Genomic DNA, 26016 nt, shown 5'->3' on the forward strand with positions numbered 1-26016 from the left:
CATGCCATTCGGTAACATCGATTGTTGCATGAACGGCGACGTTTGATTTGGCTGACCAGTAAATATGTTTTTATACCATTTCTCTTATGTCATGAAAGTCGTCTTGCTGTGTATCTTGCTGCTCTTCTCAGGCCGTGCTATCCAAGCACAAGTCTTCATCTCAGGTAAGTTGGTCGACGATGATAGCAATCCTGTTTCAAATGTTTCCGTCGGCTACAAAAGAGTGACCGGTGCGGCTCTGGTTGGTTTCACCCGATCAGCTCCCGATGGTACTTTTCAACTGGAAAGCAAGATCACGGACGCCGATAGTATTCGTTTGGAGTTTAATCACCTGAGTTATGCTAAATACTCCGTGGTGGTGGCCAACAAAACGGGGCAGTACACCTATACACTTTCGCTACAAGCCAAAGAAATTCAAGAAGTCAAAGCTGCCAATTTACCGATATTCAAACGAAAAGACACCATTAATTACAATGTAGATGCATTTACCTCTTCACAAGATCGGGTGATCGCCGATATTATCCGCAAACTACCTGGTGTGGAGATGGAGGGCGATAGAATACTTTATGAAGGTAAGCCTATTCAAAAATACATGGTGAATAATCTGGATTTGATGGAAGGTAGGTATGCTATGATTAATAAAAATTTACCTGCCGAAGCCGTGAGAAATATACAGATAGTGGAAAATGATCAACCGATCAAATTACTGGATTCTGTCGTGTTTTCCGATCAAGCATCGCTCAATCTTGAGCTGAAGCGATTCACCTCAACAGGTTCTGGAAAGATCGGTATTGGGGCTAGTCCAGCGCTTTGGGATGTGAATGTGACGCCGATGACCTTCGGGCAAAAGTTTCAAATGCTCAATTCCTTTCAATCTAACAACGTGGGCGTGGACGTGGCGAAGGATCTGCGCGCATTTTACACGGGTGCTACAGGAGCTTACTTCACCAACAAAGATGTCAATATATCGGAAGGTCCAAATTACATTCGCTTACGTGATGTGACCAGTCCTGGTTTCGAAGAGCGTAAATGGTTGGATAATAAAATATTCTTGTTTAGTACAAATGTGCTGCAAAAGTTGGGTAATGATATGGAGATCAAAGGAAATATAGCCTATTACGATGATACTAAAATCAGGACAGGTTTTACTGCGACGCAAGTTTTTACAGCCAATGAAACTATTGTCAATAGCGAAGCGGTGGACAACCGATATCGCATCAATAATTTGGATCTCGGAGCGACCATCGAGAAAAACGAGAAGGATATATTTCTTCGAAATGTACTAAAATACCGCAAGCGTTGGAATAGTGATCTTGGTTTAGTCTTGTTGAATGACGATACACCTATTCGTCAGCAAACGGCATTTACCGATGAAGTATTTAAGAATTCGTTGGCTATGGGACGGTTTATTGGCAAACAGCTATTTAATATAAATTCTAGTTTAGAATGGCGGACAACGCCGCAGCATCTACAGGTAATGCCTGGTCAGTTTGAAGATTTGTTGAATGATGGCAATCCCTTTGATCGGGTACATCAAACGGTGCAATTTGAAGGATTGGATTGGAAGAATAATATGAGTTTTACCCGACGATGGAAGAAGATTCGATTGTCCCCCATGGTATCTTTAGATTATAATCGCAATCATTTACAGACTGATATTGAGCTGGGACAAGGCGATAATCATAGGATAGTGGGTGGCGATTTCTTGAATAATATGATCAATTCGTACATTCGATTCGGAGGGGATATGGGAATTGGTTTTGAAGCTAGACGATGGAAATTTAATTTGGCGATACCATATAGCCTCTTCTATTACAATGTAAACCAACAAGGGGTGCAGACGTTAGATCATGAATTGCGTAATACTTTTAATCCACGTGCGAATACCACTTTCGTGGCAAATTCCAAACATCAGTTTAGTGCTAGCGTTGGCGGTGGGAATCAATTTGGTGGATTAGACAATTTTTACAATGGATTTATCATCGGCGAATACCGCAATATCCAACGTTATGATGCACGGCTGCTCGGTACGAAAAACGTGAGTACTAGCGTAGGATACAATTACAAGAATACATTAAAGGCCAATTTTGCTCATTTACAATACGGATTTGATGTTGCCGTACGCGATTATATATACGAAACGCAGGTAGATTCGCTGGGGCGGTTGCGTACAAGCATCGCAAGCCGCGAAAGTCAAAATCAACAACACCGCTTATCGGGTAGCTTGTCACATTTCTTCGCCTCGGCCAAAACGGTTGTAAAGATCAATGGACGAACTAATTGGTCTGGTTCAGACTATTTATTGAACAATGTGATGGCGAGGCAAAAAACGTTTCATTACGCTGCTGACTTGGAGATCATGAATAATGCCTCGTCTTTGATTGGTGGCGAATACAAAACTTCGATAGGGCAGACGGTTAATACATTTGCCGAAGGCAGAAGCAATAGTATTTTCTACAATAATCATTATCTCACGGTTCTGGTATACCCAACAGAATTGCAGACTATCATCTTAAGCAACTCTTACTATCATAATAATATTAGCGGCCAGCCAGATCAATATTTTATCGATGCGACTTACCGTATTACGATGGGTAAGCGCAAGATTGATGTGGAACTGATCGCGCAAAACTTACTCAACAATAATGAGTATGTGCAACAAATCACAACAGATTACCAATTAATTCAGTCCCGTTTTGAACTCAGACCACGACAGTTTATTGTGTCTACTAAATTTAGGTTTTAAAAATCAAAACGATCAACATTATTTGGATGAATCTAGTTCGATCCAATTGCTAGAGAGCTTCATCATAGACTGCAATCTCTTTTCGATTATGGCACGGGTTTCTGGCGTGTATTTTCTGCCCGTTCGCAATTCTTCCTTTTCAAAGATGGATTCAGTGTATTCGCGCTTCGCCTCCAAGAAAGCTTGCTTGCTACGAAGTGGTTCAAAGTCCATCTGCCCTTGTAATGTAGATGCATAGTTGAGCGCATTTGCTATATCACGAAGCGTAAAAACCCAATGATCTTGCTTGTCTTGTACTTGAACCACCAGGCCTGGAAGTCCGCCAAATTTGTACGGCCCATCGGAGATCGGTATTTCGGTCGTGAACCAAGCGATCCATCCTCGATTACCTAATTGAGTGGTCGCTTTCTGGCACAGTACACCATGGATGGTAGCGGTATCCGTAGATAATTCCCATTCTGGAAGAGGTTCATCATAATAGAATCCTATACCGCTGGTGTTTTCTGGATTATTAAATAATATATCGTAGGTGGTGATGCGGTTTGCTTTTTTGAAGATCTTATAAGGAATCGTAGTGCCTTGACTAGATGCCGCGCGCAAACGTTTCTTTTCCGTTTCATCTTGTACCAGATATTTGATGGAATCCATTGTGGCAGCTTGGCTAGACTCAAAGAGCGACGTAGCATCATTTATCAATAAGTGAGTAAGCTCTGTGCGAACGGATTGCGAATCGGTGCTATCGCCCAAAAAACGAACTTCGTAAGTCAATTTCGTATCGAATACCAATGGTGATTGCGCTACTTGTGCTTGTAGGCTGTTCGAGCTTAATCCATTAGATAGGTAGCCCAATAGCAAAATGAATGTTTTGAAATGTGTAAGAGTCATAAGCAGAGGTTTCATAGGGTAAACGGCAAACTTGTCAAACTGTTTAGATAGTTTTGTAGATCCGTAATCCTAAGTAATATAGCTTAAATATACTGGTCTGTCACTGTAGGACATAAAAAAAGTTCTCGCCAGGCGACGAGAACTTCATTATTAACTATAATCACACACTATAGCTCAGGCTAAGGTTGATCCCACCATACTCTGGAATCTTGGTTGTTTCCTCCTGGAAGCAGTGCAATTGCTGCAGCTGCGCTCTCTGGATTCGACAATAATTCAGCATCTGTGTACACATAACGACGAGGAATAAGTCCCGAAGGCGTGAGCGGAGCTGGCGAAGGCGTCAAAGCGGGATAACCGGACTTTCGCCAAATATTCCACGCTTGCGCGCCATCTGGGTAGCTGGCAAGAAATCGTTGTGTAGCGATCTGGCGCTGATTGGTGCCAGGCGCGGTCAACACCACATCCGTATTTGTTAAATAAGTAGCCGCATTGTAAGCCGCACCCCACTGTTCGAATGATAAACTGATGCCTTGCGGATATAAAGTAGCCACACTTTCGGACGTCCATCCGAGATCTGCTGCTTCTGCTCGCGCTAATGTCACTTGCGCAGCCGTGATTAGGTAAACTGGCGATGTATCTGTCCGCTTATCGCCGCGCAGAATTCTCGCCCAAGTTGGATTAGCTTCTGTAAATGCTAAGGTTGCCGGACGCTCCAGTCCGTACGGTACACCGATACTCGATGAAGTAGTCGCTCCTGCACCATTTGCATTGCTAGCACCACCATAGATCGTTTGTCTGTTGTCGCTTAATGATTTCAATAAATCCGTCAATGTTGCGCTCACCGCATAATCTGATCTGGTTAAGTACGTCGCAAAGTAAGCGCTTTGATAATTGCCACCTGGATACACCACTCTAAAGTTTTGTGCGTTGGTCGTAATCACGCCGCCAGTTGCAGCTAATGCTTCTTGAAAAGCTTGTGCGGCGAAACCATTCGTAGCAGGCACTTTTTTCGATAATTGAATGGCTGCCAACAATTTTATAGAATTGGCCGTACGTCTCCAGCTATCTATATTTCCTGCGTAAATAACGTCACCTGTTATTGGGCTATTGTCGAACGCGGCGACCGCCTCACCCAGTTTTTGAAATATACCTTTGTAAATATCTTCCTGTCTATCGTATTTCGGTAGTAATGCCGTTGTGCCGCGCAATGCTTCCGAATAAGGAACATCGCCCCACATATTAGTAACAAATAGATAGATGTACTGTTGCAAAATCGTGGCAATAGCCGATAAGTTTGCATTTCCGCTATTGTCAATGATATTTTGTAAATCATTTAAATGGCCGGAATAGTAACCCGTAAATGATAATTGAGGAGCAGAGTAACGCGACGTTTCGGTGTACTGCGTTTCCGAGAAATATTGTGCATACAATCCGCTGCGCAGATCGTATGCATAACTAGTGCCCAATCCTGATTGTACATTGGTAAGCAGTGCGCTGTATACTGGCGTGGTCACTGCACCAGGATTCACATTTGTGTCGCCAAAATCACTCAGTGAATCACAAGAGGATAAACTACTCAATAAAAATGCTGATAATATTATTTTATGTATGTTTTTCATGTGTTTCTTTTCTAAAATTTAGACTTACTAAAATCCTACACGCAAATTGAATCCCCAACCTCTAGTGCCAGGAAGTTGCGACCTTTCACCCGCAATACCACTAATCTCGGATGGATCAAATTCGCCATCGGTTTTAGAGTGAATCAACCAAAGATTCCGACCTACTACAGAGATATTCGCATTCTGTATGCCGTATCTTTCTAGATTCATTTTCTTGGCTGGAAGTTCATATCCAAAAGATATTTCACGAAGTTTGATGAAATCTAAATCGAAGATAAACTCATCAGTAGTACGGCGTCCGTAAGCATTCTCATAATAAGTACGAACAGGTACGTAGAATTCTACCGCTTCACCATTTGCATTTACTCCAGTCGTCTTTTTACCACCACCATCTTCAACGGCATCTCTCACATTAAATCCGCGATCGTTGATCTCGGCTGTGCGTTGTGTCACACCGCTGAATGCACCAAACATGCTGGATAGAGAAGAGAATTTGCCGCCAAATTGATAATCGATATTGAATGCCAGATTAAAGCCTTTATAGGTAAATGTATTCTGGATACCGCCGGTAAAATCTGGTAAGACGCTACCATACGAAATGTTGTCTTGTCTTTGGTAATAGCCAGCTGCATCCAAAATTGGAACACCTTGTTCGTTACGCATAATACCGCTACCAATTAATTGTCCCCAACGTTTACCTTCTTCGTGGTAGATCTGCGGTAGTGCGGCAAAAGCGACGTTCGCTACCGCACCAGTACGCGTCACGTTGTTCTCAGGGCTCAACGAAACAACATCATTGTTGATAAGTTTTGAATACGTAAGATTCACATTCCAGTTGAACTCTGCCGTGCGGATTGGACTTCCCCTCAATTGTAGTTCAAAACCTTTCTTAGTGATTTTACCAATGTTAGTTAATAATGACGTATATCCACTTGCACCATTGATACTCAGTGCAAAAGGAAAGTTTACCTCAGTACCATCCCAATACGTCGCTGACAATCCTACACGATTACGTAAAAACTCTAGATCTATACCTAACTCTTGTTGTGTTGCAACGGCACCACGGATGTTTGGATTCACTAATTGATCTGGTGTCGGCATCAAAATGTTACCATTCCATTGATTGTTGTTGATCGTGTAGTTCATGCCTGGAAATCGGTAAGCACCAAATGGACTTGTTGTTGTGCCTAATGCCTGCGGGATCTCACCCCACGAGTAACGAACTTTACCAAAGCTCAACCAATCTTTGGTGGTTTCTGGAAGCAGGTCCGAGAACACAAAGGATGCACCGAAGGATTTAGATAGTACATCATTGTTGTCTGCCGGTAGGGTAGAGAACCAGTCATTACGCAATGTACCGTTTACAAAAACCATATCCTTATAACCTACTGTTGCTGTTCCGAAGATTGCATTGTATTTTTCCATCGTCCTTGGATTGGTCAAGGTTGGAGTCTGCCGACTATTGCTCAAGAAAAATCCATTAGGAACAACTAATCCTTGCACGGTATTTCCTCCGTTTGCTTTCGTAGTCATAGAAAAGAAATCGGTACCAACGTTGGCATTCACAGACCAGTCTTGAATCTTTCTGTTGAAGGAAGCAAGGAACTCTAAGTTCTGACGGTTAGCATACGAGTTATTCGTGTTATAACCTGCGAACATGCCCGCTTGCGTATGACTTGCCTGCAATTCACTATAGTCACGACCTTCTGTGAAAGTGGTATTCTGTTGCTTACGATAAGTTGCTTTTACGGTTAAACCATCTATGATTTTGTAGCTCGCGTATACATCTCCAAACAAGCGATCGTTGTTGGTAATACGCTTGGTGAAATCTAAGAAGGTATAAGGGTTAAAATAGTAATTTCCTTTGTAGAAGTTGTCTGGACTAGCTGGATTGTACTGGGTAGGATTTGGTCTATTCCAACTTGCATAGATACCATTGATGTTCAATCCGCGAAGTTCCTCCAAGATGCCAAAGTCCAGATCACGGTGCATCCATTGGCTAAAAGCGCCGGTAGCGGAGTTACCATAGTCGTCACTTATAAATCCATTTAGCTGTCCATTAATATAATTGATATTTGTTCCGATCTCAAATTTGTCCGTTACGCGATATGCCGAGGCAACGTTGATATTGTTGCGTTTTAAGGAACTCTCTGGAATCAGGCCGTTCACATATTGGTTATTATATGTTACTTTAAAATCGAGCTTTTCTGTGCTTTGACGGAATGTTATACCGTTGTTTAAGGTGACGCCAGTTTCATAAAAGTCTCGGATGTTATTCGGGTTTGCCGTCAAATTGGCCGTCTGGAAAGAGCGATCGTGCCCAGGGTACCAAGCGTACCAAGGAATATATTCTGATCCATCCATACGTGGACCCCAGCTTACGTCATCATATGTGTCCTTGTATATTTTACCGTCTAGCGCTCTCCATTCTTCTGGATGGCCTTGTTGCCACGTGTAGGTGCGCCATTGATCATTAGTACCACCCGCATACAAATTCTGATAATTTGGTAGAATGTATGGTTTCTCGAATTGTGCGCCAATATTTACGTTGATACCTACGCCTGGTGTAGATTTTCCTTTAATCAAAGTCATAACGATTGCACCCCCAGCACCCTGAGATCCAAATAATGCTGATGCAGCAGGACCTTGCAATACGGTTACACTTTCTACGTCATCTAAGTTGATGTCGTTAGAATTTGGTAAGATAGTTCCATCAACCACATAAATAACGCCGGTTCCAGACCCTAAGCCGCTTTCACCGCGTAGGCGGATCGATGTTTCTCGACCAAGTGCTGCTGCCGATTGGCTTCGCACTTGTAGACCCGCTACTTTACCAGCTAAGGCATTGTTAATGTTTGTTTGTCGGATCGGATTGAGTTGGTCTTGATTTACTACCTGTGCGTTGTAAGACGTCGATCGGGCAGAAGTTTGGATCCCGTAAGCTCCCGTTACTACAATCTCTTCTAGGGATTCAGTTCCAAGACTTAAAGTGACATTGACTGTGCTTTGAGTACCGATTTCGATGCGCCTTCCGGTGTATCCCACATACGAAAACACTAAAGTTTTGCCGTTTTCTGCGCGAATACTATAATTTCCGTTACCATCCGTTTGGGTCGCTAGGCTGCTTCCCAAGACACTAACACTGACTCCGGCCAATGCAGTGCCATTGCTACCGGTAACATTTCCCCGGATTTGTCGCTCTTGTGCGTAGAGACTTGTCGAGAGACAAGCGAGCAAAAGAATAAAACTGAGTAGTTTTTGTTTCATGCTTGTTGTTTAGTTAAGTAAATGATTAATTATTTGGTGTGTGTAAAATTTTTTTGTGCTATTATTTCTGTTTTTTTTGATAAAAAAGTTCTAATATGACTTTTTTAGTCATTTATTTATTTTTAATGATCTTAATAATTATGTAATGTTAATTTTTGCTAGACTATTTTCAATTATAAGTTTTTATAAATACTATTTGTAGTTGTTTTGGTGTTTTTTTTATTGTTAATAATTTGTTTAATTATTGTTTGGTTTGGTAGATATGTAAATATGTGTATTAAATATTCATTTTTAATGATAAAATTGAATTTCACGTATTTTTAACATTAATTAAATAAAAAATACACCGTTATTATGTATGTGTTATGGGTGTTTAAGTTTTATATATGACGATTTTGCTTGATTATTCCTGTCGACTTTAATAATTGTTTCTCGTAGTTATGATTTTGCAATTATAGTATATTTAATCTATATATTTAGTAGTTTATTTAAGAATATTTTTTGAATATGGTTTATGGTTGTTTCGAGGTGACTTTATGAATAATTATAATGTCTCGTCCACGATTTGGCTACAATCTCCACGGATAGGGCTACTTCGTAAATCCCCGAATTACCAACCTTTGTTCTATCAGAAATTAAAACAAAATAAAGATGGAAACGAAAAAAGTATGGTTTGTTACGGGAGCTTCCAAAGGTTTAGGAAAAACGTTGGTGATAGAACTTTTAAAACAAGGGTACAATGTGGTCGGCACATCTAGGAGCAACAGCTCGCTAACGGATGCCATTGGAGAACATGAGAACTTTTTGCCACTAGAATTGGATATTGTCCATGATGAGGAGGTCAAAGAAGCAGTACAAAAGGCGGTAGATCAATTTGGTCGTATCGATGTGGTGGTTAACAATGCCGGTTATAGTCAGATCGGCGCATTGGAAGAGCTGTCGGACGAAGAAGCTAGGACAAACTTTGATGTCAATGTATTCGGCTCTCTAAATGTGATACGACACACCGCGCCGCATCTGCGCCAGCAACAATCTGGACACATTTTCAACATTGCCTCCATTGGTGGTTTAGTGGGCAACTTTCCAGCTTTTGGAATCTATTGCGCTACCAAATTTGCCGTCGCTGGTTTTACCGAAGCGCTCGCTGTGGAGATGAAACCTTTCGGTGTGCATACTACCTTAGTTTATCCGGGTTATTTCCGTACCGAATTTCTAACCGCTGGATCGGCAAAAACTCCAACCACTCCTTTAGACGCCTATGTGTCTGCTAGAGAAAGTGAAGCGCAGCACTTACAGGAAATTAATGGCAATCAGCCAAATGATCCTCAAAAAGGAATCGAATTGCTGATTAAGGTAAGTCAATTAGACAATCCGCCTGTGCATTTGGTAATGGGTGCTGATGCTTACGAAATGGTGCAGCAGAAGATCAATCTTTTGCAGCAAGAGACGGAGAAATGGAAAGAGTTGACTTTCTCCACCGGATTTTAACGAACTGCAATTGAATACGTAAAAAGTAGTATTTTTAGATCGATGGATAATACCTTTCACTTTCATTCACTGAGTGAGTTTCATACTTTCTGCGGTTTGCCAAAGCCGGAGCATCCGCTCATTAGCTTGATCGATTACAGTAAAGTAAATTACCCAGTGAATGATCATGCATTAAAGTGGATTCAGCAATTTTATTCTATTGGTCTCAAAAGAAATGTCAATGCGCGGTTCAACTACGGACAGCAACACTATGATTTTGATTCGGGCTTGCTATCATTCTGCTCGCCCGATCAATTTCTTAAAATTGAGATGAACCCCGACGCTCAAGTCGAACCTTCAGGCTGGCTGCTGCTGATACATCCTGATTTTTTGTGGCACAGTGAGTTGGCTACCAGAATTAATTCGTATGAGTTTTTTTCGTACGCCGTAAACGAAGCATTGTTTCTTTCGGATAAGGAAGAAGCCGTGATCGTAGAGATTATGGAAAGCATCGAGCGAGAATATCAATCGCCCATCGATCAATTTAGTCAGGACTTGATCATAAAACAGATCGAAAGACTGCTCATCTATTCAGAACGCTTTTACCAACGGCAATTCACCACCCGAAAAAAGTCTAACCAAGAACTGGTTACCCTCTTTGAGCAAATTTTGGTACAACACTTCATACCCGACAACCTGGGTAAGAATGGTTTGCCGACGGTGAATGATGTCGCTGCTCAACTGCATATTTCCGCGAACTATTTAGGAAGTTTGCTCAGGATATATACCCAGCAAAGTACCCAACAGCATATACAGAAGAAAATGATTGACTATGCCAAAATGAGATTAAGCACGACATCTTTGTCCGTTGCAGAAATAGCATACGAACTCGGCTTCGAGCATCCGCAATCATTTAATAAAGTATTCAAAAGTAAAACAAAGCAAAGTCCACTAGAATTTCGAGCAGGTTTTAATTGATCTTATTGCTGTTAAGATATCATGTTTTGTGCTATTCTATTTTTTTATAAAATACGTGCAAGTGACGCTAGGGAATACAAGTTTCTTCAGATAAATCATGGTAATAGGTAGAACTTAGCACGCTGAGTTTTGCGTTTCGAGCTAATATTTTATAAATTGCTCGACGCATTATTATCTAACCAGCTATCTACCGATGCCGAATTATCAATATGACAGTCTTGAACAACTGTTTCTGCTTACCCAGCAGAATGATAAATCTGCGTTTGATGAAATCTACAATAGAACATGGGAATCCCTCTTCCATACCGCATATGGGATGCTCAAAGATGATGATTTGGCAAAAGACCTGATTCAAGAAATATACATCGATCTTTGGTGCAAACGTTCGGAAAAGCAGATCGCTCACGTACATACCTATTTAAAGCAAGCGGTGCGTTTTAAAGCGATTGATCGCTTTCGTAAAGCGGGTGCGCGATTCGAATCACTGGAGTATTTCATAGATGATATTGTAGACGGAGAGGCATCGGATAGCAAACTGCTCCAAAAGGAATACGCGGCGGCAATCGACCACTGGATGGCGAAACTACCGAAGAAACGCCGCGAAATATTCAGATTGCAATTTGAGGAAGGAAGATCGACCAAAGAGATTAGCGCCGCGCTAGATGTTTCCGTCAAAACGATTCAAAACCAAATATTGACTTCCAAAACATCCTTGAAACTACTGCTCGAAAAAATTATTTACATTTTTTTATTTTTTTTATTTGGGAGTTAGGTTCGGTTGTTACGACTAATAGTTAATAACCATCGATAAACCGACTTCTGATGTTTCGAAATAGAGATTTAGTCAAGATCTTTCTACTGTCTATTTTTTCCCGCTACAAGCGTGGTAAAGCCACGCGCGCGGAGCAGAAGTTGGTAGAAAAATTCTTTGACCAAGTTGAAGCTAAAGCACATAATCGGCCTACATCGGATCTCAGCAAGATTAAAAGCCAGATGAAAAAGGAAATCGATCGGCAGCTCGCTGGGAAACAAACGGTTAAATATCCTTTTCGACGAATATTTATGCCAGCGGCCGCTATTTTATTAATTTTTCTGACGTTTTCGACGATGGTTAATTGGCGTGGATGGTTCGACGATCATTCATTCGCCGCTGGCAAAAAAACACAAAATGGCCCAACGCTAACTGTAGGCAACTTGCAATACGCCAATTTGTTAGATAGTGTACCCAAAGAGGCGCGTTACCTTGCGCTGAATGAGGAGAAAGTGTTAGATCTATCAGCTATGCAATCAGCGCATGCTGAGGATAGCTTAATTATAACGAATCCAACGAAGACCGCTTTCGCTGTATTGTTGTCCGACGGAACCATAGCGCGACTAGCGTCGGGCGCGCGAATCGCTTACCAATGGAATGAAGCTTCCCCCGTTAGAAAATTGCGCATGGAAGGGAAAGTGTCTTTCGATGTCGCCAAAATGGAACGGCTGGGACGCAATATTCCATTTTTCGTAGAGACGGCAATTCAACAAGTCGCTGTCTTGGGAACAGTCTTTACGGTCGATGCCAACTCTCGTGCAGAACACTCCGTACATCTGCACGAAGGCAGCGTTCGGTTGAGCCATCATACCAGCCACGATCAGGTGCTTCTGCGACCAGGCCAGACTGGCTTTGTCGCAGCAGATAACCCACGTATCTATGTAGCATCTGCTGGCGCAAATAAACAAAAGCTGATGGCTTGGCGCAAACAGCAATTCTACTTTGACGATCAACCGCTACGCGATGTAATGACCGAACTGTCCGAATGGTACGGGAAAGATATCGTGGTGCAAAAGTCTGTGCAAAATCTCCCAATTACCGGTATTATAAGCCGTTATAAGCAATTAGAGGATATTCTGGATATCATTCAGATGACAAATACAATAACCTATTATGAAAAGAAAGGAGTGATTTATGTTGGCTTAAAATAAGGGTTAGGAATGGTGCAACATTCCTAACCTATACCCTTGGGTACTAAAAAATTAACTATTTGACTAATCAATTTATTTCAAATGTATCAATTGTTTATTGAAAAACATAGACTATTACTGTCTATGGCACGAATTATCGTATGCTTTTGTGTGCTACCATTTTATTCTTACGGTAGTCACGCCTTGACTACGAATATCTTACAGGAAAATATCACTATATCGTTTAATAATATCACGTATAAGCAGGCATTCCAAGACTTAAATGCCCAGACGGGATTGGAATTTATCTATTCATCCAGTGATTTTGATGATCGTAAAAAAATTTCACATCGATTTGTAAATACGCCTGTAGGCGAGGTGCTGCATACGTTATTTGCCAATACGGGAGCGAGCTATACACTCAAAGATCGGACGATCATCATACGGCGAGCCGCTCGAAATACCAATGTGCAGCAAAATCGTTTGATCGGAGGGGAGATCGTAGACGAAAACCAGAAGCCATTGGCAAATGCGACCATCATTTCCAACATCAGCCGCCGGCAAGCCACCACAGACGAATCGGGGCGTTTTTCGCTTCGCGTATCCTCTGTAGATACCGATTTGAGTATTTCGGTTCTCGGATACGTATCGAAGACCGTGGCGCTCGATACGCGTACAGATTATCGCATTGCGCTCGAAGATAGCACAAGTACTTTAGATCAGGTTGTGGTGGTTGGGTTTGGTACGCAACGCAAAGCGTCGGTTGTTGGCGCCATCAGCACCACACAACCACGCAATTTGCAAATGAGTACTTCTCGCTCCATGAGCAACAATCTAGCGGGGCAATTAGCTGGTGTCATCGCGGTACAGCGATCTGGCGAACCAGGATACGATAACTCCAACTTTTGGATTCGAGGGGTGAGCACATTTGGAGGCAATCGCAATCCGCTTATTTTAGTAGACGGAGTAGAGCGTTCGCTCGATAATATGGATCCGGAAGAGATTGAATCATTCTCCGTATTAAAAGATGCTGCTGCAAGCGCGGTTTATGGTGTTCGCGGAGCGAATGGTGTCATCTTAATCAACACGAAGCGCGGAAAAATTGGCAAGCCGACCGTGACTGCACGCTTTGAGCAAGGGATCACATCGCCCACGCAATTGCCAGAATTTATCGGCGCAGCTGATTATTTGGAGGTGATGAATAGCATCCGCCGAGAGCGAGGCGAGGAGGGGCTTTATAGTCAAGAACGTTTAGACAATATTCGTAATGGCGTCGATCCAGATCTGTATCCAGATGTGAATTGGCTCGACGAAATTCTGATGAATAGCGCGCAAAATTCTAGAGCTAATGTCAGTGTCAATGGTGGATCAGATGTGTTGCGGTACTCCTTAGTGACTTCGTATTTTAGCGAGGGCGGATTAATTGAACGAGATCGCACACAATCATGGGATTCCTCTTCCAAATTAAATCGGTATAATGTACGCTCGAATGTAGATGTAAATGTAAGCCCGACAACACTGTTTCGGCTCAATATTGGCGGATATCTACAAGATCGCAGTCGTGCACCACAAAGTGTCGATGAGCTATTTTCTCAAGCCTTCGTCATTCCGCCGTATGTACACCCTACGATTTATTCTTCCGGTGAAATCCCTCGTACGCCATCTCGTACCAATCCTTGGGCACTTGCTACGCAGCGTGGTTATGAACGTTTTAGCGCAAGTAAGATCGAGTCACTTTTCTCGGTAGAGCAGGATTTGAAATTCTTTCTCTCAGGATTGAAAGCGCGTGGTTTATTCTCCTTTGATCGGTACGCGAACAATTCGGTGATTCGTAGCAAAAGCCCCGATTACTACAATCCCGCCGTAGGGCGTGATGAGAATGGCAATTTGCAATTAGTCATTGATAGCTACGGACAAGAATTCTTGGGGTACGACACCGACTCTGAATGGGGCGATAAAAGTGTATACATGGAAGGCGCCATAACCTACAATCGTATGTTCGGTAAGCATAATGTAGATGCGCTTTTTCTGTACAACCAGCGCAATTATGATAATGGGGATTTGCTGCCTTACCGCAATCAAGGTGTCGCCAGTCGATTCTCCTACAACTATGACAACCGATATATTGCCGAGTTTAACTTCGGATACAATGGTTCCGAAAACTTTGCTCCTGGCAAGCGTTTTGGATTCTTTCCCTCATTTGCGTTAGGATGGCTTATTTCCGAAGAAGGATTTATGCAACAAGCCAAAGATACCTTTACCAAGTTGAAATTGCGCGGATCTTACGGTTTGGTAGGTAATGATCGATTGGACGGAAGACGTTTCGCTTACATTACGACTATTAATCAAGGGAACGGCTATTCGTGGGGTCTGGATAACGATTTCAGAAGAGCAGGACGTATGGAAGGTGACCAAGGCAATTTAAATCTTACTTGGGAAACGGTGGCTAAAGCCAATATTGGATTTGAGCTCGGACTATGGAATGCGCTGGATTTACAGGTCGACTTCTTTAACGAAGATCGCAGCAATATCTTTATGCAACGGCGCTCTATCCCAGGATCGAGCGGGTTCACCGCATTGCCGTGGGCTAATTATGGTCGTGTAAAAAATCGTGGTATCGATCTTTCCTTGGATGTCAATAGAGCGCTTAGCGAAGATCTATTTTTGTCAATGCGCGGAACATTTACCTACGTGAAGAATAAAATCATTGAGCAAGATGAGCCTAGTGTGGTCATCGGTACATCGCGCTCTTCTACGGGCAAACCGGTAGGGCAGTTGTTTGGCTTAATGGATGAAGGACTATTCACGGAAGCGGATTTTGCAGATGTAGAAAACAATGTGCTCCGCGATGGAATTCCGAGACACACCTTTGGTCCTGTGCGCCCCGGCGATATCAAATACCGCGATTTGAATAACGATGGCGTTATCGATGCGCTAGACATGACGGATATCGGTGGTACGGAAGATCCTCAGATCGTGTTTGGCTTTGGTGCTAATCTACGCTACAAATCAGTGGATTTTGGCTTCTTCTTACAAGGCATTGGCAATAGCTATCGCGTTATCGGAGGATCGAATTTTATCCCAGGAAGTGCCAATGGTGCCATGGGCAATATGTATACCAATGTGGATGATCGCTGGACGGTAGAAAACCCCAGTCAGGATGTTTTCTATCCGCGCCTTTCCGATTACCAAAGTGCCAATAATAATATGGCTTCGACTTGGTGGCTACGCGATATGAGTTTTATCCGTTTGCGCAATATAGAGCTCGGCTACAGCTTGCCAAGCAAATGGTTAGATCCGATCCATATTCGCAATTTCCGTGTCTTTGCACGCGGCAACAACTTGCTGACCTTTTCCGATTTCAAATTGTGGGATCCAGAACTTGGCGTGAACAATGGCCTTCGATATCCGATCATGAAATCCGTATCCTTTGGTCTAGAAATGAATTTTAAATAATCCGACAAACAGCTCATTATGAAAGCGATAAATTATACTTTAAAAGTACTGTGTGCTGCATTGGCCTTGGTCTCCACATCGTGTTCGAAGTTCTTGGATAGGATGCCCGACGACCAGCTTACCTTAGAAATGGTGTTCAATGATAAAACACGCACCGAAGATTGGCTTGCAGGTATATACAGTAATATTCCTGATCCATATTGGGGTTATGCGAGAGATATCGAATTAGATCCACTTTCCGACGATATGGCACCATCAACGGGTTGGGAACAATTTGGCTGGACCGTTATTGGAAAGCAGACTGGAAACTGGAATCCAAGTAGTTCTTGGGGACCAAATTATTGGGTAGAACTGCCTAAACGCATTCGCTCTGCGTACATCTTTTTAGATAATGTAAAAGCCAATCCAGCACAGTTAGTTACAGAAGAGGAGGTGGCATTGATGAAAGCAGAAGCGCGATTTATGATCGCCTATTACTACTCTCTATTACTTGAAACCTATGGTGCGATTCCATTTCAGTTAGGATTGACGGATCCTACAGCGAGTCAGGAAGAATTGATGATTGGTCAAACTCCTTTCGATGAAGTGGCCGCGTGGGTCGATCAAGAATTACTGGATGTCTCGCAACTGCTGCCAAACAACTATAGCAATGCGCAAAAATATGGACGTGCCACCGCCATTATGTGCCTGGCAGTTCGAGCGCGCTTCCTACTGTTTGCAGCAAGTCCATTGGTCAATGGCAATGCAGATTACAACGGGTTTACCAACAAAGATGGTGTCGAGATTTATAGCAGTGCGCGCGATGCGAATAAATGGACCAAAGCGGTAGAAGCAAGCAAATTGTTGATTGACAGAGCGGAATCTGCGGGACACAAATTATACGTGGAATATAATCCAGATGGTAGTGTAGATCCATTTCTGTCGTATCAGAATATGATGTTTCGCCGTCCGCAAGACGGAAATACGGAAATCTTATTTGCGCGTCCAGAATCCAACGTGTGGGAATACGACAGACATGCGCAACCTCGCGGTACCGGTGGAAATGGTGGTATGGGAGTTACACAATCATTAGTAGATGCCTTCTTCATGGAAAATGGTCGGCCTATTGATGATCCACAGTCTGGCTACACGGAAAATGGTTTTTCGGAAAGTGATGAGGTGCGAAATACACAATGGGTAGAATCTAAAGGTGATGGCAAAGTGACTTTGGCTGGTACATTTAATATGTACACCAAACGCGAACCTCGATTTTACATTTCTGTGCTGTACAATGGCGCTTGGTTTCGTCGAGAAAATCGTACCACGCAATTTTACAGTGGTAATTGGGATGGTGGGCCTACGCACGATGCACCACAAAATGGTTACTTGTTGCGCAAAAAAGTGCATCCTAATCATGATCCGCGTAATGGAACGAATCCTTACCGACCAGGTATACTATATCGTCTAGGTGAGGCGTATTTGAACTATGCAGAAGCGCTGAATGAGGTAGAACCAAGTAATCCTGATATTTTGAAGTATGTCAATATGATACGTGTACGTGCTGGTATACCTCAGTATGGTGCCGGTGCTAATGCACTACCCGCTCCTGCATCGCAAGAGCAAATGCGTGCAGCCATCCGAAGAGAAAGACGTGTGGAATTAAACAATGAAGGTATTCGATATAGAGATGTTAGAAGATGGAAAATTGGCGAAACGGCACTCAACGGCAATTTCTTCGGCATGAATTTCTCTGGAACCGAGCGAGATGATAGTCCGAGCAATCCGAGAGCTTTTTTCAAAAGATCTGTCTATCAACGTCGCGTGTTTACCGCCAAAAACTATTGGTATCCTATCCCTCAGTCCGAAATAGATAAAAATCCTAATCTGGTTCAAAATCCTTTCTGGGATTAGGATAGTAGTTTAGTATAGTCATTTAATAAACAGTAAAGCCGTCACTCTTGTTACATGAATGACGGCTTTACTGTTTACATTTGAAAGGCTTAAAAGCCAATCTACAAAAGATCTCTCCGCTCAGCATCCTGACGTATCATACGCTCTTCTTCTTTACGTTTTTTGCGGTCAAGGTAGCTAGAGATGAAATAGATTGTTGCACCTAAGTACGGAAAGAAAAGTACCACCAAGATCCAAAGAATCTTTGATACACCTGTCTCTCTGTTTAGAATTTGAAAGATCGCGATCAGCAGATATAAGATCGCAATTATAGCCGCAATGATAATGACAAGCTCTGCTGAGCCAACATTAATGAATAGTAGGTTTGGTGTGTTCATAAATTTTTTAATATAGTAGGTTAATTATTTACAATCTACCGCTGCATATTTTACTGAATAGTCGGCAGACTCGTCCGTCTCTTCTCGTTGATTATTGGTGTTTACTTTTAGCGGTTTTTGATATAATTCCATGCCGCTAGTCAATCTAAATTGAAGGTGCAGCGTGTCGTTCATACCTTCTTGCATATACGCCCATTTTACATCAACATGCTCTCCATTGATATTTCCTTGGACTGTGCCTTTACGCGAATCTTTCTCGTATGGTAACCAGTCCATTTCGCCAGTCACCTCATTTGTGTTGATTACAAAATGCACCTTTGTGGTATCTTGATTATTGTTTCCCTCTGTTAGGATATAGCAGTAGTGGCCATCATTTAAAGTATGCGTTGATGTAGAAGAGCTATCTGTCTCATTCATACTGTCGCCCTTGTGTGAATCGCTGCCATTTTGTTGACAAGATATCATGGTCATTAAGAATCCAGCAATTCCCAAATAAAGTTTCATATGTAAGATCTAAGTGGTGAAAAAATAAACTTTATAGGATCATTAGCATAAACCTGGCCAAATGTTTCTACGGACTGTGATCGCTTATCGCGAGTTTATTATTGTGGGGCTTTTTCATTACTTACGCTTAGGCTTATCACTTTCCCAGTTTCCATCGTAGCTTACATTGCCATCCTTGTCGTATAAAACCCCGTGACCGTGTCTTTGATTGTTTTTCCAAAGGCCAACGTAGCGCTCACCGCTTGGCCAGTAATAGGAGCCTTTACCTTCTCTTTTATCCTGTCGGAATTCGCCTTCATAACGCACACCGTCTTTCCAGTTATATACGCCATATCCATGTCGTTTATTTTGTTGCCAATCGCCGTTATATGTCCCGCCAGATGCATCCCATACGCCAGTTCCTGTGCCGTGTGCCATACCGTTTTTAGTATCGCCTACATATTGAATCGTTTGGCCAGTCGGGCCTTGGATTGCCATCGCTTTGAGTTGTTCCTTCTCTTCCAAAGCTCTTTCTCTAGCGCTTAATCTTCGGTTTAGCTCAGTGATCTTATTTTCAAGACTGTCAGTATCTTTATTCTTATTACTTGATGTATTTGCCAGATCCTCACGGTCGACCAATGTGGTTGGTTTGGCAATACTATCACGTGCCGCTTGGATTGGTTTGTCGACTCGAGAAGATGCGGCATTGGCAATCAAACTTCGTACGACCGATATTCTAGCAACTAGATCCGCATCATTCACGGAATATGTTTTCTTCTGCTGTAGGTCCTGATATTTTTGCAGCGCATCAGCATATTGCCCAGAGAATACCATCTCATCGATGGATTGTACTGGGTTGTGGATAGCGCTGTCTGCCAGCTCTTGGTTTGTGTAATGAGCTTCTAACGTTGTTAATTTATCCCGCAATTCCCTGTTTTGGGAGCTAACATAAATAATGCTTCCAAAGAGCAAAACTGAAATAATCGCTAATGCTCCAATCACTTTTTGTGCTGTTGTCATTTTTTGTCTGATCGTTTTTTAGCGGATTTATAATCCATCATGTTTAATCAAAAAGGCGCGTACGTGGCACGCGCGATTCTTTTTTGCGAAAATCTAATGAGAAGTACGCATTAGTACGGAAGATCCAGCGATTAGTATACAAATAACCAGCATCCAAGGTTTGTCCAGTCGTGTACATCATACCCGCCGTGATCTTTATGCGGGGGTTGATTATGTAACCGATAGAAGGATTGATCCGAAGGTCTTCTAGTGGGCTGTCTACCACTTTCTTGCCATTTTGCATGATAATCTCTACATCTGGTGTGAAAAATATCGTGCCGGGAGCTAGTTTATCATTGTTGAGCGGGATGTTCATGTAGAATTTGTAGCGCCAGCGATTACGAAATATCCAATCTGCTCCAACGGCGTTCGACCTGCTCCAGCGATGTTCAATCCGAATACGATGGTAGATCATGCTTTTCGTTAGTGGCATAGCAAAAAGATATTCGTGCCAGATCCTCGGTTCTAAAACTAAGCTCTCGAATTCAGGATTGCCAGGGTCGGGCGAAAAGTTGAGCCTGAGTACAGGACCTAAAGAAACACTAAAGCGTTCGTTGACTAAATAGTTAATAGCATGTCTATTATAAATTTGCCCCATTTGTCCAAAGTAATCGGCTGACTCGTTTCCAACACGCCGATAATGAAATTGGGCGTCCCAAAAGATCTTGTCACTGATTCTGAACTTTCCATAAAAGCCATTCCATGCAGCGGTCGATAGTGGCTGTTTGATCGCTTCGGTTGGGCGATCTTCTTGCGCGTTCGCTGTCACTAAAAACATCAAAAATAGCGTCAATGCGAAAGATGCGGTACCTAGTTTGAGTCTCATCATTATCCTTCGTTTACTGCGTTATTGATAATGATTTCTAAATAGCGCTCCGGATCTTTCGGAGCACGTCGAAGCTGACGTTCCAGCTGTCGGGTATCTTCCATGCGCAGTTCCATCATGCGATCCAGCAAGGAGTAAATGCGTGTAAGCGATGCGCTCAATGTATCGCAATTAAGATTTTGCTCCAGCGCGGTCAGTAAGTACGGCATCAGCTGATCATTATAGATAGTGTAGAGCCTCTCTTTGACACGCTCTTCCATGTAAGTGTAGGTGTACGCATTCCAGATGCTACGCGTATATTCTGCATCCAGTTCGTCTATTCGCTGTTGAAGGTTTGCTAGCGTAGCGTGCAGACCAGCGTAGGTTTGGTAACAGGACAATAAGCTATCGATTGCTAGCAACCGATCTTGTACTGATAATAAGCTGTAGTCTCGAAAAGTAGACTCTAAAGCCAAGTTTGTTGGTTCGCTAAACCGCTGATGCAACGTCGTGAATGTTTCGGTGAGTTCCTGGTCAGAAAACAGTTGGATAACAGAATCCCGAAGATCGATAAGTCGTTCTTCTTTTCCCGTTAGCTCACCTTGTGCCATGACGTTACTTAGAAATGCTCCCGAAGTTTGCACCACACGCTGTACATCATCGAATACTTCGGTAAGATGTTGGTTAATAGCAGCTACATCATAGTTTGTTAGCGAAGATGGAAAAGCATACGAATAGGTAGCATTGGCATTCTTGTATTCATATGAAATCGTATCAGGATAACGTAGAGCCAACTTCTTACGGTTGAGGATCGCATGATGATCAACATATTCTGCGGCTTCATCCACTAGAAATGCAATGGAGGGTGCGAGAGCTGTTAGCCGAGATTCATAAATACGGAAAGCGGCGAAACTGCGAGCGAGTTCTAATTGCGAGAAGCGACCAGTTTGTACAGCCGGATTATCTAGGAAATTAGCGATAATCAAGCGTGTTTCTCGTAGCAACTTCTCGTTAGCGATGTTCAATCGCTTCTCCTCATCGGAGAAGGGGAATTTCCGAATCTTGATGCGTATCGGGTTTATTATTTTGCTTCCTTCAACCCGTTGCCATACATTTTTACCACGATAGGAGGCCGGGTTGGCTAACACGCGCTCCATAAATTGGTTGCTTCGACTCAGTAGAATTTGTAAGTTACCATCCGTAAACAATCCAGTAAGGGCTGTGGTATCCATCACTAATTCGGTATACTCGAGGGCTCTAAAGTAAGTTGATGTCACTGGAAGGCGCGTAAGCAATCCTTGTCCACTGCGTACCAAGGTGTCGAAACCGATGTGGCTTATTTCGTAGCGCTCTTGATCGATCTCATAAAAATGTTTGCTAAAAAAACCGTGATCATAGCGCCTGATTTCGATAATATCTGCTGCACTGTCTTGCGCGTGCGTAAAGCGCCAGTCTCCATGTGGAAATCCTTCTTCGTCAAATTGCCCCTGCGTCTGCAGCTGTGGTGCAAAACCTTGTAGTGTGCCACGAGGTTGCCCCATTTGATAGGAGAGTTGTGCGTAATACGTCGTATCAGCTGCATCAGAATCTACCAATTTACGATCCAGCAGTTCATATCGGCCGTCGACGGTGCCTGATTTGAAAGTGGTTTTTAGGAGCGATTCTTCTCCCGTAACATTGTATACAACTCTTGCGTCCAATGCCTGAGGATTGCCAGATACGGTGAAATCTCGAGAGACAAAACGCCAAGCGCCATTTTTGACGTTACGCGTAAAAGGACCGTCTAATACAAAACCGTGGATGGTATCACTATCTTGATAATGTTCGATGAATTGCTGAAAGCGAAAATTTCCGTTTTTTACCGTGTCGCCCTCTAACATGATGTAATCATAGATCGCTGTTCCCGTAATGGAATCCAACAATCTGTAGCGTCCTTCGTAGCGTTGTGCGGGTTGTTGTGCCTGCGCAGGAGAAATGCTAAATAATAGGGTGAAAACTAGACAAGATGATAAGGCGGAAAGTCGGATAGGGTAGCAGCAAGAAAGAAAAAATCTATAGAGATGTCTATAAATCATTATTTGTTCGTGTTTTGAATTGTAGTACAGTGTGAAAGGCAGGTAGCATGCCTTATTGATCTTCTATTTTGATAAAAATACAAATTTTTATCAAAATAGCAAGCCAGTCTGCCGTATGTACTCCATTATCAACTACACTACTTTTGCCTTCCGGACGATTTTAGCTAAGACGTTCGGTAAAAACCGCTTGAGGTAAACTCCTACTACTTCTTTACCACCTATCACAGCCTGTTTTTTCTTTTTGGCGATCGCAGAGAGCATATTATGGACAAAGGCATCGACATGCATTCCATTTTGCGTGGCCTCATCCATCGTTCCCTGAGCATCGCCATTGCCTGTGAGGGCATTAACAGAGATGTTGGTTTGTATATATCCCGGACAAATGATGGTTATCGCAATTTTCTGAGTATATAATTCGGCACGTAATGCATCAAAAAATCCATGAAGCGCGTGTTTTGCGGCAGCATAGCTACTGCGCATGGGGGCGCTAAAGATCCCCATCAGACTGGATACAACAACGATATGCCCGCCATTATTGGCGATCATATGCGGTAGAATTGCTTTTGTAAGTGCTACGGTGCCTATATAATCAATATTCATGAGGCGTTTATCCACTTCGATATCCGTATCCATTGCAAATGAGCGTTGGGAAACACCGGCATTATTGATTAAGATGTCGATTTTCCCAAAATGTTCTACAGCTTCGACCGCCATTGTAGACATTTTTTGATAGTCTTCTAAGTCGATAGGTAGGATCATAAATCGATCCCTATCCAACTTAGCTTTTTGAGCAACTTGAGTAAGTTGGTTAACATTTCGGGATGAAAGAATGATCTTTGCCTTACTTTTTGCAGCTAATGCGATAACTAAGGATTCACCAATTCCAGATGAAGCTCCTGTAATCCAGACTACTTTATGGTCAAAATAGCTTTTCATTTCTTTTTTGTTTTCTGTTTCTACCTCAGTTATTTGCTGCGAAGGATTTATTTCCCATTCTGCGCTGTTGTGGTGAGTTGATTAAAAATAAATCTCCGAATGACCAAGAATGCTTGTCCGCCCATATTCTGTTCCGTTTCTTGATCAAGTAGCAATACTTTTTTTCCAGCGTTGTTAATCTCCATCGCCGAAGTAAGTCCTGCAAGGCTAGTTCCCACGATAATAATATCAGGTTGGAATATCACTTCCATAGCACTCGTTTGTTGTTTTTGGTTAAAAAATTACATCTTGTATAGCTATTATTGTCTTGCAAGATAATATATATTTCTTTTAATGTTTAAAGTACTTGTAATAAGCTGGTAGTAGTTATTTGGTAAAGTATTCATGTAAATGAAAATTGCATGATGGTTTAGAGAACCCTAAAGCTTTTATAACATGATGATTAGGAGATAATGTGAGAAATACTATCTTTACATAATACTGATCTACCTAAAATTCAATAGAAGTAAAGCATCCAAGCTTTTAAAATGCGTTCTTCTGTTGCCAATTAATGAATAAATATGCAAAAAAACATCAAATTGCTGTTGGGGCTATGCATGCTATGTATAACAGCACAAGCTCAATTACGACTTCCACATGTCTTGTCAGACCATATGGTATTGCAACGAGAATCAGATGTGCAAGTTTGGGGTTGGGGAGCTGCGGGTGCTCACGTGTCGGTTTACGCTTCCTGGCTGTCCGATACCGTTCATGCTGTGATAGATGGAGGTGGCAATTGGCAAGTACCCATTCGTACATCTTCCGCTGGTGGTCCTTATACCTTAAAAGTGATATCTGGAGCGCAGGAACTGCAGTTAGAAGATTTGCTTTTGGGTGATGTATGGTTGTGCTCCGGTCAATCTAATATGGAGTGGGGCGGGGCTCAAAATTTACCTGAAATACTAGAAGAATTGCCGCAGGCAAATGATAATCAAATCCGCTTGTTGCAAGTGAGTCGCTATGCAGCAGCTTATCCGCAGGAAGATATTCCAGACACCTGGAAAATGCTTGATGCGCAATCGCTAAAACCATTTTCTGCCATCGGTTACTTCATTGCCAAAAATTTACGCCGCGAGATCGACGTGCCCATCGGCATCATCAATGCGAGCTGGGGTGGTACGGGAGCAGAGGTGTGGACACCATCAAGCGTGTTTGACAATGATGGGGTGCTACAAAAAGTGGCAGAAAACCAAACAGCCGCTGCTTATCGCCCTCATCGTGCCGCTTCGTTGTGGAATAGTATGATATTTCCATTAAGACGATTTCCTATTTCCGGCATATTCTGGTATCAAGGGGAGAGTAATGTGGGCGCTTGGTCGTCTTACGATCGGCTGATGCAACAAATGGTAGGAGCTTGGAGAGCCGCTTGGGGATCGCAGTTACCATTTTACTTTGTGCAAATTGCCCCATTTACCTACAACAACAAAGCACCTTTGGCTGCGCTATTGCGCGAACAACAGGAGAAAACGGCGCGAACGCTGCCCAATAGTGGTATGGTCGTAATCTCCGATCTGGTAGACAATGTCAAAGACATTCATCCTATTCAAAAACGTGCCGTAGCCGATCGCTTAGCCGCGTTGGCTCTACAGGAGCACTATAAATTGCCTGCTAAAAGAAACTACAAATCGCCGATCTATAAAAGTCATACCGTAAAAGGCAATCAAATCGAAATTAGTTTCGATCATCTCGATGGCAAGCTACAGGTAAAAGGAGATGTGGTGGAAGATCTGTACATCGCTGGCGCGGATCATATTTTTCATCCAGCAAAGGGCGTTGTTCGTGGTGATAAATTAATAGTTTCTGCGACGGAAGTTAAAGACCCACAAGCGGTGCGATTCAACTTTACGGAAGCCGGAATTGCTAATCTTTTTAACGATCAAGGATTGCCTGTTGCGCCTTTTCGTACGGATAATTGGTCGTTTTAATAGTCTCATCTTTAATTATTTACAAACAAAATATTTACTTGTTTACTTCCAGATTTTTTTGCCTAAAC

18 protein-coding genes are annotated in these 26016 nt (G+C 42.6%); 8 read left to right on the top strand and 10 right to left on the bottom strand.

Annotation, left to right across the window (positions count from 1 at the left end; genetic code table 11):
- Positions 1-64: 64 nt before the first annotated feature.
- On the top strand, positions 65-2746 hold the full coding sequence (locus DC487_RS04060) for a hypothetical protein (RefSeq protein WP_116774642.1): 2682 nt from the start codon (positions 65-67) through the stop codon (positions 2744-2746).
- A gap of 18 nt (positions 2747-2764) precedes the next feature.
- On the opposite strand, the gene DC487_RS04065 is transcribed toward DC487_RS04060, so the two are convergent.
- The 3 genes from DC487_RS04065 to DC487_RS04075 all read right to left on the bottom strand — a co-directional run bounded on the left by DC487_RS04065 (position 2765) and on the right by DC487_RS04075 (position 8517).
- Complete coding sequence (locus DC487_RS04065; RefSeq protein ID WP_165799012.1) at positions 2765-3631, bottom strand: GLPGLI family protein; 867 nt, start codon at positions 3629-3631, stop codon at positions 2765-2767.
- A 179-nt stretch (positions 3632-3810) separates the two neighbouring features.
- Complete coding sequence (locus DC487_RS04070; protein WP_116774644.1) at positions 3811-5250, bottom strand: SusD/RagB family nutrient-binding outer membrane lipoprotein; 1440 nt, start codon at positions 5248-5250, stop codon at positions 3811-3813.
- A 27-nt stretch (positions 5251-5277) separates the two neighbouring features.
- Positions 5278-8517 (bottom strand): SusC/RagA family TonB-linked outer membrane protein, encoded by a 3240-nt coding sequence (locus DC487_RS04075; RefSeq protein WP_116774645.1) that lies wholly within the window; start codon positions 8515-8517, stop codon positions 5278-5280.
- Positions 8518-9168: 651 nt separating this feature from the next.
- On the opposite strand from DC487_RS04075, the gene DC487_RS04080 reads away from it, so the two are divergent.
- The 6 genes from DC487_RS04080 (at position 9169) to DC487_RS04105 (ending at position 18249) form a co-directional block, all read left to right on the top strand.
- Complete coding sequence (locus tag DC487_RS04080) at positions 9169-10005, top strand: SDR family NAD(P)-dependent oxidoreductase (RefSeq protein ID WP_116774646.1); 837 nt, start codon at positions 9169-9171, stop codon at positions 10003-10005.
- 42 nt (positions 10006-10047) lie between these two features.
- Positions 10048-10962, top strand: a complete 915-nt coding sequence (locus DC487_RS04085; protein ID WP_116774647.1) for a helix-turn-helix domain-containing protein — start codon at positions 10048-10050, stop codon at positions 10960-10962.
- Between the two features lie 193 nt (positions 10963-11155).
- The gene (locus DC487_RS04090) at positions 11156-11734 is read left to right on the top strand and encodes an RNA polymerase sigma factor (protein WP_116774648.1); all 579 of its coding nucleotides are present in this window, start codon (positions 11156-11158) and stop codon (positions 11732-11734) included.
- 50 nt (positions 11735-11784) lie between these two features.
- Positions 11785-12924, top strand: coding sequence for a FecR family protein (locus DC487_RS04095; protein WP_116774649.1), 1140 nt, complete (start codon positions 11785-11787; stop codon positions 12922-12924).
- Between the two features lie 123 nt (positions 12925-13047).
- Entirely contained in the window at positions 13048-16359 is a 3312-nt protein-coding gene (locus DC487_RS04100; protein WP_116774650.1) for a TonB-dependent receptor, read from the top strand.
- Between the two features lie 18 nt (positions 16360-16377).
- A complete protein-coding gene (locus tag DC487_RS04105; RefSeq protein WP_116774651.1) occupies positions 16378-18249 on the top strand; it encodes a RagB/SusD family nutrient uptake outer membrane protein in 1872 nt (623 codons plus the stop codon).
- 101 nt (positions 18250-18350) lie between these two features.
- Here the strand turns inward: DC487_RS04105 and DC487_RS04110 are convergent, their stop codons facing one another.
- The 7 genes from DC487_RS04110 to DC487_RS04140 form a co-directional block, all read right to left on the bottom strand.
- A complete protein-coding gene (locus DC487_RS04110) occupies positions 18351-18626 on the bottom strand; it encodes a PLD nuclease N-terminal domain-containing protein (protein WP_116774652.1) in 276 nt (91 codons plus the stop codon).
- Between the two features lie 24 nt (positions 18627-18650).
- Complete coding sequence (locus tag DC487_RS04115; RefSeq protein WP_116774653.1) at positions 18651-19130, bottom strand: hypothetical protein; 480 nt, start codon at positions 19128-19130, stop codon at positions 18651-18653.
- A 117-nt stretch (positions 19131-19247) separates the two neighbouring features.
- Positions 19248-20129, bottom strand: coding sequence for an MORN repeat-containing protein (locus tag DC487_RS04120; RefSeq protein ID WP_116774654.1), 882 nt, complete (start codon positions 20127-20129; stop codon positions 19248-19250).
- Positions 20130-20172: 43 nt separating this feature from the next.
- Positions 20173-20997, bottom strand: a complete 825-nt coding sequence (locus DC487_RS04125; RefSeq protein ID WP_116774655.1) for a DUF2490 domain-containing protein — start codon at positions 20995-20997, stop codon at positions 20173-20175.
- On the bottom strand, positions 20997-23048 hold the full coding sequence (locus DC487_RS04130; protein ID WP_133228354.1) for a hypothetical protein: 2052 nt from the start codon (positions 23046-23048) through the stop codon (positions 20997-20999). Before DC487_RS04130 ends, DC487_RS04125 begins: the two co-directional genes overlap by 1 nt.
- Positions 23049-23180: 132 nt before the next feature.
- Entirely contained in the window at positions 23181-23984 is an 804-nt protein-coding gene (locus DC487_RS04135; protein WP_116774657.1) for an SDR family oxidoreductase, read from the bottom strand.
- 47 nt (positions 23985-24031) lie between these two features.
- On the bottom strand, positions 24032-24235 hold the full coding sequence (locus tag DC487_RS04140) for an FAD-binding protein (protein WP_207774303.1): 204 nt from the start codon (positions 24233-24235) through the stop codon (positions 24032-24034).
- A gap of 309 nt (positions 24236-24544) precedes the next feature.
- Here DC487_RS04140 and DC487_RS04145 point away from each other — a divergent pair, with 309 nt between their 5' ends.
- Positions 24545-25948: a sialate O-acetylesterase gene (locus DC487_RS04145; protein WP_116774658.1), complete on the top strand. Its 1404-nt coding sequence runs from the start codon at positions 24545-24547 to the stop codon at positions 25946-25948.
- Positions 25949-26016: the final 68 nt, after the last annotated feature.

Origin of the sequence: Sphingobacterium corticibacter (assembly GCF_003076635.1) — a bacterium.
Taxonomy (GTDB): domain Bacteria; phylum Bacteroidota; class Bacteroidia; order Sphingobacteriales; family Sphingobacteriaceae; genus Sphingobacterium; species Sphingobacterium corticibacter.